Genomic DNA, 14009 nt, shown 5'->3' with positions numbered 1-14009 from the left:
GAAATACGGCATGTTCCCCTATGATGGCCCCATGACCACCACCGGCCTGCACCCCGCCAGCCTGCCCCGGCGCGCCTGGGCGCTGGCCGTGCGCTGGGCCCTGGCCTGGTGGCGCATCATCGACCTGGGCGCGGTGGTGCTGGTGCTGGTGCTCTCGCCGTCGAGCTACCGGCCCGCCGCGCGCGAGCGCCTGGCGCGCCAGATGCTGGCGGACACGGCGCCCATCCTGCTGGGCTTCACGGCGCTGGCGGCGCTCCTGAGCCTGGTCATCACCCACATCGTGGTCGTCACCGCGCTCAGCTACGGCCTGACGCGCTATGCGCTGGAGATGGTGATCCGCGTGCTGGTGCTGGAGCTGATCCCGCTGACCGCCGCGCTGTTCGTGGCCATGCGCACCACCATCCCCAGCGGCGTGCAGCTGGCGCGGCTGCGTCAGACGGGCCGGCTGCAGGCGCTGCGCGAGCGCGGCGCCGACCCGGTGCGCATGGAGCTGCTGCCGCGCGTGCTCGCGGGCGTGCATGCCAGCATCACGCTGGCGGCGCTGTCGTGCGCGGTGGCTCTGGTCATGGCCTACCTGGGCGTGTACGGATTCAACACCGCGGGCCTGCCCGCGTACACGCGCATGTTCGGCCAGGTATTCACGCCCTCGATCACGCTGGTGTTCGCGCTCAAGACCCTGCTGTTCAGCCTGGCCGTGGCGCTGATCCCCATGGCCTCGGGCCTGTACCCGCCGCACTCCGGCACCGCACGGGATCGGCAGGACCAGACCGGGCAGGGCGGCTTGGCGCGCATGTTCGCCGTGCTGCTGCTGATCGAGACGGTTTCGCTGATGGGCAACTACTACTGAAGAAATCCCGACCGGACCCACATGAACGAACCCCTGCCACCCCCCGCGCCCGAGGAACTGCTGCGCCCCGTGGCCCATCTGCGCCTGAAGGCGGCGGCGCTGCTGCTGCTCACGCTCGCGCTGATCGTGGGCTCGGTGCTCTACCTGCTGTATGCGCGCGGCGCGTTCGAGCCGACCCAGCCCCTGGTGCTGACCACCGACGACTCCGAAGGCGTCTCGGTCGGCATGGACATGACCTTCTCGGGCTTTCCCATAGGCCGCGTGCGGCGCATCGAGCTGGCGGGCGACGGCAACGTGCGCATCCTGGTCGACGTGGCCCAGCGCGACGCGCACTGGCTGCGCGAGTCCAGCGTGTTCACGCTGGTGCGCGGCCTGGTCGGCGGCACGGCCATCAAGGCCTACAGCGGCGTGCTGACCGACCCGCCGCTGGCGGCCGGGGCCGAGCGCCCGGTGCTGCGCGGCGACGCCACGGCCGAGATCCCGCAGCTCATGGCCACGGCGCGCCAGTTGCTCGACAACCTGCAGCAGCTCACCGCGCAGGAATCGGCGCTGGGCGCCACGCTGGCCCAGGTGCGCCAGCTGAGCGAGCGCATGAACGCGCCGGGCGGGGCGCTGGGCGTGCTGATGGGCAACGAGGCCGACGCGCGCAAGGTGCTGCAGACGCTGGAGCGCACCAACCAGCTGCTCGCGCGCATCGACGCCATGGCGGCCCGGGCCGACCGGCAGGTCTTCGGCGCGGCGGGCGCGCCCGGCCTGGTGCCCGAGCTGCGCGCCGCCGTGGTGCAGATGAACGGCCTGCTGCAGGACGCGCGCCAGAGCCTGCTGCGCGTGGACGCCGTGCTGGCCGAGGCCCAGGCCGTGGGCGCCAACGCGCGCGAGGCCACGACCGACCTGGGCGCGCTGCGCGCCCAGGTGGAGGCCAGCCTGCGCAAGGTGGACGGCCTGGTCAACGAGATCAACCGCAAATGGCCCTTCGCGCGCGAGACGGAGCTGCAATTGCCATGAAACGACACCCCCCTGAGTCGCTTCGCGCCTTCCCCCCGCTCTCGGCTTCGCCGGGCAGGGGGACGCAGCCAGCGCGGCGGGGCGGCCCTTGCGCGGCTGCCTTCGCCTCGGGCGCGCCAGTTTCATGCGCCGTGGGTGGCGCGCGGCGCTGTGGATAACTGCCATGAAACCCCTGCCATGCACTGTCCCCCTGGCCGCCCTGCTCGCGGCTTTGTTGATGACCGCCTGCGGCAGCAGGCCGCCCGTGCCCGACTGGCAGATGAACGCCCACGGCGCGGCCGAGCGCGCCACTGCGGCCTATCTCGCGGGCGAAGACCGCGTGGCGCAGCAGGAATGGGCCCGCGCCCGCGCCGAGGTGGCGCGCACGGGCCGCCCCGGACTGCTGGCGCGCGTGGAGCTGATGCGCTGCGCAGCCCAGGCGGCCAGCCTGGAGGACGGGGCGTGCCCGGCCTTCGAGCCGCTGCGCCCCGACGCCGCGCCGCCCGAGCTGGCCTACGCCGACTACCTGGCCGGCCGCGCCACGCCGGCCCAGGCCGCGCTGCTGCCCCCGGCGCAGCGCGCCGCTGCCGCGAGCGTGGATGCCATTGCCGCCATTTCCGACCCGCTCGCGCGCCTGGTGGCGGCCGGCGCCGCCATGCAGTCGGGCCGCGCCACGCCGCAGCTGCTGGTGCTGGCCAGCGACACGGCCGCGGCCCAGGGCTGGCGCCGCCCGCTGCTGGCCTGGCTGCTGCTGCGGGCGCAGCGGGCGCAGGCCGCGGGCGATACGGCGCTGGCCGATGCGCTCCGGCGCCGCATCGTCGTCATCGAAAGCGGTGGCGCGCCCGCCGCTCAGGCGCCGAAGAACTGATTGAGTTCCTTGCCCGGCAGCGCGCCGGCAAAGCCGTCGAAGCGCCCCTGCGTGGCCAGCAGGCGCGCGGCGCGGTCGAAGCCGCCCCAGGTCGCGCGCGCCAGCGCGCCGCCCACGCTCACGCGGCGCACGCCCAGTGCAGCCAGGTCCTGCATCGTCAGCGCGCCGGCCGCGCCCACCAGCACGTTTACCGGCCTGGGCGCCACCGCCGCCACCACGGCTGCGATCTGCTCGCGCGTGGCGATGCCGGGCGCGTACAGGCAGTCGGCGCCGGCCTCGGCATAGGCGCGCAGGCGGGCAATGGCGTCGTCGAGGTCGGGGCGGCCCACGAAGAAGTTTTCGGCGCGTCCGACCAGCATCACGTCCTCGCCCGATGCGTCGATGGCCGCGCGCGCCGCGCGCATGCGTGCCACTGCCGCGTCCAACGGCAGCAGCGGCGCGGCCGGGTCGCCCGTGGAGTCCTCGATCGACAGCCCCGCCACGCCGGTAGCGATGGCCTGCTGCACGTTGTGGGCCACGCCCTCGGCGTCCTGGGCGAAGCCATGCTCGAAGTCCGCGTTCACGGGCAGGTCGGTGGCCGCCACCATCTCGCGCAGGTGCGCCAGGACCTGCGGGAGCGTCATCTTCCCGTCGGGCAGGCCGCGCGACCAGGCCAGGCCCGAGCTGGTCGTGGCCAGCGCCGCGAAGCCCAGGCCCGCCAGCCAGCGGGCTGAACCCGCGTCCCAGGGGTTGGGAATGGCGAAGCAGCCCGCCGCGTGCAGTTGGCGGAAGGCGGCGCGGCGCGCGCGGATCTGGGCGGTGCCGGGGTGCTGCATGGCGTGGTTTCCTGCGGCCGTCTTCATGCGCGTCCCAGGGCCTGCGCCAGCGCCGACGCCGTCAGCGCGCGAGCCCGGGGCCATTGGTCCGCCGCGGCGCCGTGCAGCCAGCAGGCGTGGCTGGCGGCGTCGAATGCGGCCGCGGCATCGGCCTGGGCGGCCGCGGCCAGGCGGGCGCCGGCCAGGCCGGCCAGCACGTCGCCCGTGCCGCCCGTGGCCAGCAGCGCGTTGCCCGTGGGGTTGATGCGCGGCGGCTGGCCCGGCGTGGCGACCACGCTGCCCGAGCCCTTGAGCAGCGCGGTGCAGCCGAACCGGTCGGCCAGCGCGCGGGCGGCGGCCAGGCGGTCTGCCTGCACGGCGGCCGTGTCGCAGGCCAGCAGGCGCGCGGCCTCCAGCGGGTGGGGCGTGAGCACGGTGGCGCTCTCCGGGCGCAGTGCGCGCTCGCGCAGCTGCCGTTGCAGCTGCGGGTCGGCGGCGATGGCGTTGAGCGCGTCGGCGTCCAGCACCAGGCGCCGCGCCTCGCGCAGCACCTGCGGCAGCACGGCGGCCACGGCCGCGCCGCCGCCGCAGCCGCAGACCACGGCGCCGCTTTGCAGCGCCAGCGCGTCGAAGCGGCGCAGCATGAGCTCGGGCTGCTGGGGCAGGGCGGGTGCGGGGCCCGCCGTCCAGCAGGGCCACCATCACGCGCCCCGGCGCCGCCCGTGCAGGGCCGCGCAGGCGGCCAGCAGGGCCGCGCCCGTCATGCCCATGCCGCGCGCGGCCAGGCCCTCGCCGCCGACGATGGCCACGTCGCCGTAGCTACCCTTGTGGCTCGCATGGGCGCGCGGCGCGGCCGGCGGCGGCCCGGCGAGCCAGGCGCCGGGCGCCTCGGCGGGCGCGGCCACGCCCAGGTCGTCGAACCAGACGCTGCCCGCCGCGTCGCGCCCATGGCCGGTGAACAGGCCGCTCTTGAGCGTGAGCAGTGCCAGCGTGTGGCGCGCTGCGGCGGGGGCGCCGGCCGTGGCGGGTGCGAGCCCGGGCGCGAACTGGCCCGTGTCCGCGATCAGGCCCGAGGGCAGGTCCACGCACAGCGTGGGCGCGGGGCCGGCGTGCATTTGCGCCAGCCACGCGGTCAGGCGCGGGTCGGGCGGCTGGGGGCGTGCCTGCGCCGTGAGGCCTATGCCCAGCAGCGCGTCCACGCACAGGTCCTGCGGGCCGAGCGGCGGCGGCGCGTTGGCAAAGCGCACGCCCGCCTCGCGCGCGCGCTGCCAGGATCGGCGCGCATCGGCCGGCAGAGCGTCGGGCGTGCCCAGCCAGGTGACGACCACGGGATGGCCACCGCGCTGCAGCAGCATGGCGGCCTCCAGCCCGTCGCCGCCGTTGTTGCCGCCGCCGCAGGCGATCCAGATGGTGCGCGCGTGCGGCGCCAGGGCCAGGGCCAGCCGGGCGGTGGCGCGGCCCGCGCGCTGCATCAGCGTGTGCGGCGGCAGGGCCGCGGCGGCCGCGGCCTCGATGCGGCGCGTGGCCGCGGTGTCGAACAGGGCGTGGGGATGGGCGGGCGAAATGCGCTGCATGGGCGCATTGTGGCGCCCGTGCCGCCGGCCTAGAAGCGCTGGATGCCGAAGGGCTGCAGATCGACGTCGGGCGCGCGCCCCGCGATCAGGTCGGCCAGGGCGCGCGCGCTGCCGCAGGCCTGGGCCCAGCCGCAGGCGCCGTGGCCGGCGTTGATCCACAGGCCGCGGGGGCCGCCGGCGCCGATCACGGGGGCGCCGTCGGGCAGCGTGGGGCGGGCGCCGCGCCAGACCTGCACCTGGGGCGACGAGGTGAGCGCGCCGCCCGGAAACCACCCCGACAGCGCCAGGTACATGGTCTGCAGCGTGGGCGCGTGGTGCGCGCCGCCGGCGTGGCCCAGCTCCGCGCCGCCGGACACGCGCACGCGCTGGCCCTGGCGGGCGATGCTGAGGCGGTGCAGCGGGTCGATCACCACGCCCTGCGGCGCGTGGGTGTCCTCGCGCAGCGGCGCGCTGATGCTGTAGCCGTGCACGGCCGCCATGGGCAGGCGCAGGCCCAGGGGGCGCAGCAGAGCGGTGCTGGCCAGGCCCGTGCACAGCACCACGGCGTCGGCGCGCCGGGGCGCGTCCTCGCCCGCGACCTGCAGGCCAGCGGGGTTGCCGCCCAGCGCCTGCACGCGCGCGCCGAAGATGAACCGCGCCCCCAGGTCCTGGGCCGCCTGGCGCAGGATCTGGGCGAACAGGCGGCAGTTGCCGGCCTCGCCGTCGGGCGCGTGCAGGGCGCCGGCCAGCGGCGCGTCGGCGGACAGGCCAGGCTCGATGAGGCGGGCGGTGTCGGCATCCACGTCGCGCACGGCCGTGCCGGCGTCGCGCAACGTCTGCAGCGCGGGCTGCAGCTGCTCCACGTCCTCGGGCCTGCGCAGCAGCACCAGGGCGCCGCGGCTCGATTCGATGTCCACCTCCAGCTGCTGCACCAGCGCGCGCGTGCGCGCCAGGCTGTAGCGGCCTAGGCCCTCCAGCGCCGCGAGCAGCGCCGGCGCCTCGGGGCGGCGGCCGGCCTGGGTCCAGCGCCAGCGCCAGGCCAGACCCGCGGCGCCGCTGCCGCGCGCCAGGCGCGGCGCGGCAGGGCCGCCCCAGGCGCAGCGCTGCGGCCCGATGCCGGGCACCGCCCAGGGCACGAGCAGCGCGGGGGCGAGCAGGCCGGCGCTGCCGAAGCTGGCTTCTTCCGCGGCGGCGCCGCGCTGCTCGAATACGGTGACTTCATGGCCGTCGGCGGCCAGTTCATAGGCGGTGGCCGCGCCGACGATGCCGGCGCCCACGATCGCTATCTGCATGGAGTTTTTTTGAATGAAATTGGCCTCTGACGCCTGTATGGCAAGCGCTGGCAGCTATTGTTCTTGTAGTTCCCGCTCGATTAGCAGGCCGATGTTCAGCACCGCGTCGTCGTGCAGCGCGGCATGCCACGCCATCAGGCCCACGGGCAGCTCGCCCGCGTGGTGGCAGGGCAGCGACAGCGCACAGCCGTCAAGCATGTTGACCACGCTGGTGTTGCGCAGCAGCAGGCCGTTGACGCGGAAGAACTCCGCGTCGCGCTCGCCGCCCGGCGCGACCGATTCGATGGTGGGCGCCACGATGGGCACGGTGGGCGAGAGCAGGGCGTCGTAGCCGGCCATGGCCGCCTCCATGTGCGCGATCCAGGCGCGGCGCGCGTGCAGCAGGTCGATGTAGTCGGCGGCGGACATGGCGGCGCCGCGCTCGATGCGGCTCCTCACGCGCGGGTCGTAGGCACCGGCATGCCGCTGCAGCAGCGCGCGGTGCCAGGCGTGGCTCTCGGCGGCGGAGAAGCCGCCGGTGGCGTTGATTTGGGCCAGTTCCGCGGTCTCGGGCAGGGCGATCTCGTCGATGCGCGCGCCCGCGCGGCGCAGGGTGGCGAGCGTGCGCTCGAAGGCCGTGGCGACGGCGCCGTCCATGCCGTCCAGGAACAGCGTGCGGGGCACGGCCAGGCGCCAGGCGGCCAGCGGCGCCGGGCTGCGCGTGACGCGCCGCGCGGCCAGGATCTCGTGCGCCACGATGGCGTCGCGTACCGAGCGCGTGAGCGCGCATGCCGTGTCCAGCGTGGTCGAGAGCGGCACGGCGCCGTCGGTGGGCACGAGGCGCGCGGTGTTCTTGAAGCCCACGACGCCGTTGAGAGCGGCCGGTATGCGGATCGAGCCACCCGTGTCCGAGCCCAGGGCGATGAAGGCCGCGCCCGTGGCCACCGACACCCCGGCGCCCGAGGACGAGCCGCCCGGCACGCGCGCCGGCCCGGGCAGGGCGCCGTGGCGTGCGTCATGCGCGGCGGGCGTGCCGAAGTGCGGGTTCACGCCCACGCCGGAGAAGGCGAACTCCACCATGTGCGTGTGTCCCACGATGGCCGCGCCCGCGCGGCGCAGGCGCGCCACGGCCGTGCAGTCGGCCGGCGCGGGCGGCGCATCGGCCAGCACGGTGGAGCCGGCGGCCGTGACCATGCCCCGGATGTCGAACAGGTCCTTGACCGAGACGGCCAGGCCCGCCAGCGGCAGCCGTGCCACGCCCGGCGCGGCGGCTGCGGCGCGGGCCTCTTCGTGGCAGGTCTGGCGGAACACGTGGGCGCAGGCGGGGCCCTGGGCGGCGGCGATGCTGCGTTCGAGCTCTTGAGGTGCGCTGCAATGCCCTGCAGCCACCTGGCTGCGGGTGAAGACGAGGTCGGCCAACATGGGGGATATGCTAGAATCCTTGGGTTTTGCTGAGAGCTGCCCGCCTTGCGGTGCAGCGCGGTTCATGCGGCGCCACCATCGGAGGCGAGGCATGCGGCAGAACAAATCGCAAACCGGCCCTTTCAAGGTGTTGCGGCTTGCAAGAAACAACGCATTGCCGTTGTTGCATGCTGCAATTATTGGGGCCGGATTTTAGACCCAACCTTCGGAGAAACCTCATGTCCGTCACCATGCGCGAAATGCTGGAAGCCGGTGTCCACTTCGGCCACCAGACCCGCTTCTGGAACCCCAAGATGGCCCCCTTCATCTTCGGCCATCGCAACAAGATCCACATCATCAACCTGGAAAAGTCGCTGCCGATGTTCCAGGAGGCGCAGAAGTTCGCCAAGCAGCTGGCCGCCAACCGCGGCACCATCCTGATGGTGGGTACCAAGCGCCAGGCCCGCGAGCTGGTGGCCGAGCAGGCCCAGCGCGCCGGCGTGCCCTACGTGGACCAGCGCTGGCTGGGCGGCATGCTGACCAACTTCAAGACCGTCAAGACCTCGATCAAGCGCCTGAAGGACATGAAGGCCCAGCAGGAAGCCGGCCTGGAGTCCATGAGCAAGAAGGAACAGCTCATGTTCTCGCGCGAGCTTGAGAAGCTCGAGAAGGACATCGGCGGCATCCAGGACATGAACGCGCTGCCCGACGCCATCTTCGTGATCGACGTGGGCTACCACAAGATCGCAGTGGCCGAGGCCAAGAAGCTGGGCATCCCGCTGATCGGCGTGGTCGATTCCAACCACTCGCCCGAGGGCATCGACTACGTGATTCCTGGTAACGACGACTCGGCCAAGGCCGTGGCCCTGTACGCCCGCGGCATCGCCGACGCCATCCTCGAAGGCCGCGCCAACGCCGTGAACGACGTGGTCAAGGCCGCCGCCGGCGAAGGCTCCGACGAATTCGTGGAAGTGGACGAAACCGCCGCCTGACCTCCGGGCCGCGCGCGCGATGCGTCGCAAGAAAAGCGGGGCCCTGGTGAGCCCCCTTTTTTTTAGCTTCCTATCTCTGTAACGAACTGAACTGAAACACTGGAGAAATTACCGATGGCTGCTATTACCGCAAGCATGGTCGCCGAGCTGCGTGGCAAGACCGACGCCCCCATGATGGAGTGCAAGAAGGCCCTGACCGAGGCCGGCGGCGACATGGCCAAGGCCGAAGAGCTGCTGCGCGTGAAGCTGGGCACCAAGGCCGGCAAGGCGGCCTCGCGCGTGACGGCCGAGGGCGTGGTGGCCGCGAGCATCAGCGGCGACGTGGGCGCGCTCATCGAGGTCAACAGCGAGACCGACTTCGTTTCCAAGAACGACAGCTTCATCGCCATGGCCAATGCGGCCGCCAAGCTGGTGGCCGAGCACAACCCCGCCGACATCGAGGCCCTGGGCACCCTGGCCTACGAGCAGGACGGCTTCGGCCCCACGCTGGAAGACGTGCGCAAGGGCCTGATCGGCAAGATCGGCGAGAACATGTCCTTCCGCCGCTTCAAGCGCTTTGCCGGCACCAGCCTGGCGCACTACCTGCACGGCTCGCGCATCGGCGTGGTCGTCGAGTACGAAGGCGACGCGACGGCTGCCAAGGACGTGGCCATGCACGTGGCCGCCATGAAGCCCGTGGCGCTCACGAGTGCCGACGTGCCCGCCGAGCTGATCGAGCGCGAGCGCTCCGTGGCCACCGCCAAGGCGGCAGAATCGGGCAAGCCCGCCGACATCGTCGCCAAGATGGTCGAAGGCTCGGTGCAGAAGTACCTCAAGGAAGTGTCGCTGGCCGACCAGGTCTTCGTGAAGGCCGCCGACGGCAAGCAGACCGTGGCCCAGATGCTCAAGGCCGCCAACACGACCGTGAAGGGTTTCACCCTCTACGTCGTGGGCGAGGGCATCGAGAAGAAGACCGACGACTTCGCCGCCGAAGTGGCTGCCCAGGTCGCCGCCGCCAAGGCGGGCGCCTGACCGCCCTGCCAGCCAACCCGCCCCTGTGTCACTGCCTTACGGAGAAATAGCCCATGACCTCTGCCACACCGGCCCACAAGCGCATCCTGCTCAAGCTGTCTGGTGAGGCGCTGATGGGCGATGACGCCTTCGGCATCAACCGCAACACCATCGTGCGCATGGTCGGCGAGGTGGCCGAGGTCACGCGCCTGGGAGTGCAGGTGGCGGTCGTCATCGGCGGGGGCAACATCTTCCGCGGCGTGGCTGGCGGCGCCGAGGGCATGGACCGCGCCACGGCCGACTACATGGGCATGCTGGCCACGGTGATGAATTCGCTGGCGCTGGCCGACGCCATGGACAAGCAGGGCGTGACCGCGCGCGTCATGTCCGCCATCGACATCCAGCAGGTGGTCGAGCCCTACGTGCGCCCCAAGGCGCTGCAGTACCTCGAAGAGGGCAAGGTGGTGGTGTTCGCCGCAGGCACGGGCAACCCGTTCTTCACCACAGACACGGCCGCGGCCCTGCGCGGCGCCGAGATCGGCGCCGAGCTGGTGCTCAAGGCCACCAAGGTCGATGGCGTGTACACGGCCGATCCCATGAAGGACCCCCAGGCCACGCGCTACGCCCGGCTCACGTTCGACGAGGCCATGGTGCGCAACCTGGGCATCATGGACGCGACCGCGTTCGCGCTGTGCCGCGACCAAAAGCTGCCCATCCGCGTGTTCTCCATCCTGAAGCCCGGCGCGCTCAAGCGCGTGGTCATGGGTGAGGACGAGGGCACCTTGGTGTACGCTTGAACGCTTTGCCGCGCCTGGCTCGCGCTGGCTGCACGCTGGAGGATTTCACATGACGATTGCCGAGATCAAGAAGAACCTGGATGCCAAGATGGATCAGTCCATCGCCGCGCTCAAGAACAACCTCTCCAAGGTCCGCACCGGCCGCGCCAATCCGGCGCTGCTCGACTCCATCCATGTCGAGTACTACGGCTCCATGGTGCCGCTGTCGCAGGTGGCCAACGTGTCCCTGCTGGACGCCCGCACCATCAGCGTGCAGCCCTGGGAGAAGAACATGGGTGCCAAGGTCGAGAAGGCCATTCGCGAGAGCGACCTGGGCCTGAACCCGGCCTCCATGGGCGACCTGATCCGCGTGCCCATGCCGCCCATGAGCGAGGAGCGCCGCAAGGAGATGACCAAGCTCGCGCGCAACGAGGGCGAGAACGCCAAGGTGGCCGTGCGCAACCTGCGCCGCGACGCCAACGAGGCCGTGAAGAAGCTGGTCAAGGAGAAGCTCGCCTCCGAGGACGAGCAAAAGCGCGCCGAGGCCGACATCCAGAAGACCACCGACAAGCACATCGCGGAGATCGACGCCTTGGTCGCGGCCAAGGAGCAGGACATCCTGGCAATCTGATCCGGGCCTCGATGTCGACCACTGCACAGACCGCCATTCCCCACCACATTGCCATCGTCATGGATGGCAACGGCCGCTGGGCTACACGGCGCTTCCTGCCGCGCCTGGCAGGCCACCGCCAGGGTGTGGAGTCGCTGCGGCGCTGCGTGCGCGCCTGCGTGGCGCGCGGTGTCGGCGTGCTCACCGTGTTCGCGTTCTCCTCCGAGAACTGGAACCGCCCCGCGGACGAGGTCTCGGGCCTCATGGACCTGCTGGCCAAGGCGCTGGCGCGCGAGGTGCCTCAGCTCTCGCGCGATGGTGTGCGCCTGCACTTCGTGGGCGAGAAGTCCGGCCTGTCCGACAAGGTGCGCGACGGCCTGCGCCAGGCCGAGGCGGCCACGGCGGGCAACGACCGCCTGGTGCTCAACGTGTGCTTCAACTACGGCGGCCGCTGGGACATCGCCCAGGCCGCGGCGCAGCTCGCCGCGCGCGGCGAGCCCATCACCGAGTCCAGCCTGCACGCGGCGATGGGCATGGCCCACGTGCCCGACCCCGACCTGCTGATCCGTACCGGCGGCGAGAAGCGCATCAGCAACTTCCTGCTGTGGCAGGCCGCCTATACCGAGCTGTATTTCAGCGACCGCCTGTGGCCCGACTTCGACGAGGCCGCGCTCGACGAGGCGATCGCCGACTATGCCGCGCGCGAGCGTCGCTTCGGCCGCACCTCCGAGCAACTGCAGGCGGCGGCGCCCGGTTCGCTGCGCGCCTGACCGGCAGCGCGGCCTCCACCATCGCGAAAGGGGCTTCGATGCTCAAGCAACGTGTCATCACCGCCCTGGTCCTGCTGGCCATCCTGCTGCCGGCGCTGTTCTACCCGTCGCCCGTTCCGTTCGCCGCCGTGGCGCTCGTGTTCATGGGGGCGGGCGCATGGGAGTGGGGGCGGCTCAACGGCCTTGCCGGCGCGGCCAGCGTGGGTCTGGGCGCCGTCTGCGTGGCGATGTGCGGCGCGGCCTGGGCCACCGGCTGGCTCCACCAGCCGCTGCCGTGGCTCTGGGCCATCGGCGGCGGCGCGTGGGTGCTGGGCGGCGCGCTGCTGCTGCGCGGCGGCGTGGCGGGCTGGCCGCACGTGCCGCGCGCGCTGCGCGTCGTGGGCGGCGTGCTGGCGCTCTGGCTCGCATGGCTGGCCGTGGCGCAGGCGCGCGTGGCAGGCATCAACTACCTGCTGTCGGTGCTCACGCTGGTGTGGATGGCCGACATCGCCGCCTACTTCGCGGGCCGCGCGTTCGGGCTGCGCTTCACCAGGAGCAAACTGGCCCCCGCCATCAGCCCCGGCAAGAGCTGGGAGGGCGTGTGGGGAGGCATGCTCGGCGTGTTACTGCTGGCCGTGTGCTGGGCCTGGGCCGACGCGCACTGGCACGCGCAGGTGTCCAGTCTCTATTCGCATCTGGCGCGCCGGGGCTGGTGGCTGCTGCCCATCGGCGCGGTCTTCATGGCGGCCATGAGCGTGGTGGGCGACCTGGTGGAGTCGCTCATCAAGCGCAGCGCCGGAGTCAAGGACAGCTCCGGCCTGCTGCCCGGCCACGGCGGCGTGCTCGACCGCATCGACGCACTGCTGCCCACGCTGCCGCTGGCCATGATGCTTTCCCAGTTCTGACGCATGAAACAACGACTCACCATCCTCGGCTCCACGGGGTCCATAGGCACCAGCACCCTGGACGTGGTGGCGCGCCACCCCGACCGCTACGAGGTCTTCGCCCTGAGCGCGGCCACGCAGGTGGACCTGATGCTCGCGCAGTGCGCGCGCTTCCGGCCGCGCTACGCGGTGATGGCAAGCGCCGAGCACGCCCGCCAGCTCGATGAGAAGATCAAGGCAAACGGCCTTGCAACGCAGGTGCTGCAAGCGCCGGAAGCTCTTGAAACGATAGCTTCGCACGAACAGGTGGACGCCGTCATGGCCGCCATCGTGGGCGCGGCGGGCCTGGCGCCGTGCCTGGCCGCGGCGCGCGCGGGCAAGCGCCTGCTGCTGGCCAACAAGGAAGCGCTGGTGGTGGGCGGCGAGGTCTTCATGAAGGCCGTGCGGGACGGCGGCGCGACGCTGCTGCCCATCGACAGCGAGCACTCCGCCATCTTTCAGAGCCTGCCCGAGGACCCGGCCACCTGGGCGCGGCGCGTGCAGCACGTGCTGCTCACCGCATCGGGCGGGCCGTTTCGCACGCGCGACCCGGCCACGCTGCGCGGCGTGACGCCGGACGAGGCCTGCGCCCATCCCAACTTCTCCATGGGCCGCAAGATTTCCATCGACTCGGCCACCATGATGAACAAGGCGCTGGAGGTGATCGAGGCGCGCTGGCTGTTCGACCTGACGCCCGAGCAGATCAGGGTGGTGATCCACCCGCAGCAGATCATCCATTCCATGGTGCAGTTCAGGGACGCGTCCGTCATCGCCCAGCTGGGCACGCCCGACATGCGCGTGCCCATCGCCTGCGGCCTGGCCTGGCCCGAGCGCGTGGAGAGCGGCGCCGCCGCGCTCGACTTCACGCAACTGGCCGCGCTGACCTTCGAGGAGGCCGACGCGCGGCGCTTTCCCGGCCTGCACCTGTCCTGGCAGGCGCTCGCCGCCGCGCCCGGCACCACGGCCGTGCTGAACGCGGCCAACGAGGTCGCCGTGGAGGCCTTCCTGCAGCGGCGCATACGCTTCGACCAGATCCACGCGCTCAATCTTGCAACTCTGGAGGCGGTGCAGCCCTCCAACCCGGATACTCTGCAGGCCCTACTGGCGCTGGACGCCCAGGCGCGCGCCGCGGCGCGGAGCCTGGTGCAGCGCTTCAATTAAGTGAGCTGTCAGCGCTTGCCATGCAAGGATTTCACGATGCTTCCATGGTGAAACGCTTGTATATCAAGCGCAAGCAGCTATGAATTTCGA

At 72.1% G+C, this 14009-nt stretch carries 15 protein-coding genes; 10 read left to right on the top strand and 5 right to left on the bottom strand.

Going from position 1 to position 14009, the window contains the following annotated elements:
* The first annotated feature begins 31 nt into the window (after positions 1-31).
* From ALIDE2_RS17245 to ALIDE2_RS17235, 3 genes are all read left to right on the top strand, one after another.
* Positions 32-847 carry an MlaE family ABC transporter permease gene (locus ALIDE2_RS17245; protein WP_041701610.1) on the top strand — a complete coding sequence of 272 codons (816 nt, stop codon included), beginning with the start codon at positions 32-34 and terminating at the stop codon, positions 845-847.
* Between the two features lie 21 nt (positions 848-868).
* The gene (locus ALIDE2_RS17240) at positions 869-1852 is read left to right on the top strand and encodes an MlaD family protein (RefSeq protein ID WP_013518333.1); all 984 of its coding nucleotides are present in this window, start codon (positions 869-871) and stop codon (positions 1850-1852) included.
* 163 nt (positions 1853-2015) lie between these two features.
* Complete coding sequence (locus ALIDE2_RS17235) at positions 2016-2699, top strand: hypothetical protein (RefSeq protein ID WP_013518334.1); 684 nt, start codon at positions 2016-2018, stop codon at positions 2697-2699.
* Here ALIDE2_RS17235 and ALIDE2_RS17230 read toward each other — a convergent pair.
* From ALIDE2_RS17230 to ALIDE2_RS17215, 5 genes are read right to left on the bottom strand one after another with little or no spacing between them, the layout of a single operon-like run.
* Positions 2681-3514: an isocitrate lyase/PEP mutase family protein gene (locus ALIDE2_RS17230; protein WP_013722743.1), complete on the bottom strand. Its 834-nt coding sequence runs from the start codon at positions 3512-3514 to the stop codon at positions 2681-2683. The genes ALIDE2_RS17235 and ALIDE2_RS17230 overlap by 19 nt on opposite strands.
* A 23-nt stretch (positions 3515-3537) precedes the next feature.
* Positions 3538-4137 (bottom strand): ADP-dependent NAD(P)H-hydrate dehydratase, encoded by a 600-nt coding sequence (locus ALIDE2_RS25800; protein WP_420796263.1) that lies wholly within the window; start codon positions 4135-4137, stop codon positions 3538-3540.
* Between the two features lie 57 nt (positions 4138-4194).
* Positions 4195-5067 (bottom strand): NAD(P)H-hydrate epimerase, encoded by an 873-nt coding sequence (locus ALIDE2_RS25795; RefSeq protein ID WP_420796262.1) that lies wholly within the window; start codon positions 5065-5067, stop codon positions 4195-4197.
* A 29-nt stretch (positions 5068-5096) separates the two neighbouring features.
* Positions 5097-6338, bottom strand: coding sequence for an FAD-dependent oxidoreductase (locus ALIDE2_RS17220; protein WP_013722742.1), 1242 nt, complete (start codon positions 6336-6338; stop codon positions 5097-5099).
* A 54-nt stretch (positions 6339-6392) separates the two neighbouring features.
* Complete coding sequence (locus ALIDE2_RS17215) at positions 6393-7739, bottom strand: amidase (RefSeq protein ID WP_013518338.1); 1347 nt, start codon at positions 7737-7739, stop codon at positions 6393-6395.
* 218 nt (positions 7740-7957) lie between these two features.
* On the opposite strand from ALIDE2_RS17215, the gene rpsB reads away from it, so the two are divergent.
* The 7 genes from rpsB (at position 7958) to ispC (ending at position 13919) form a co-directional block, all read left to right on the top strand.
* Positions 7958-8710 (top strand): 30S ribosomal protein S2, encoded by a 753-nt coding sequence (gene rpsB, locus ALIDE2_RS17210; RefSeq protein ID WP_013518339.1) that lies wholly within the window; start codon positions 7958-7960, stop codon positions 8708-8710.
* A 114-nt stretch (positions 8711-8824) separates the two neighbouring features.
* Positions 8825-9721, top strand: coding sequence for a translation elongation factor Ts (gene tsf / locus ALIDE2_RS17205; protein WP_013518340.1), 897 nt, complete (start codon positions 8825-8827; stop codon positions 9719-9721).
* A 53-nt stretch (positions 9722-9774) separates the two neighbouring features.
* Complete coding sequence (pyrH, locus tag ALIDE2_RS17200; RefSeq protein WP_013518341.1) at positions 9775-10497, top strand: UMP kinase; 723 nt, start codon at positions 9775-9777, stop codon at positions 10495-10497.
* A gap of 49 nt (positions 10498-10546) precedes the next feature.
* Positions 10547-11107: a ribosome recycling factor gene (gene frr, locus ALIDE2_RS17195; RefSeq protein ID WP_013518342.1), complete on the top strand. Its 561-nt coding sequence runs from the start codon at positions 10547-10549 to the stop codon at positions 11105-11107.
* An 11-nt stretch (positions 11108-11118) separates the two neighbouring features.
* A complete protein-coding gene (gene uppS / locus ALIDE2_RS17190) occupies positions 11119-11856 on the top strand; it encodes a polyprenyl diphosphate synthase (RefSeq protein WP_013518343.1) in 738 nt (245 codons plus the stop codon).
* A 38-nt stretch (positions 11857-11894) separates the two neighbouring features.
* Positions 11895-12740, top strand: a complete 846-nt coding sequence (locus ALIDE2_RS17185) for a phosphatidate cytidylyltransferase (RefSeq protein WP_013518344.1) — start codon at positions 11895-11897, stop codon at positions 12738-12740.
* 3 nt (positions 12741-12743) lie between these two features.
* Positions 12744-13919, top strand: coding sequence for a 1-deoxy-D-xylulose-5-phosphate reductoisomerase (gene ispC / locus ALIDE2_RS17180; RefSeq protein ID WP_013518345.1), 1176 nt, complete (start codon positions 12744-12746; stop codon positions 13917-13919).
* Positions 13920-14009: the final 90 nt, after the last annotated feature.

Source organism: Alicycliphilus denitrificans K601, assembly GCF_000204645.1.
In the GTDB taxonomy this organism is placed as follows: domain Bacteria; phylum Pseudomonadota; class Gammaproteobacteria; order Burkholderiales; family Burkholderiaceae_C; genus Alicycliphilus; species Alicycliphilus denitrificans.
Note: the sequence above shows the minus strand (reverse complement) of the source record. Positions and strands in the feature narration are given on the sequence as shown.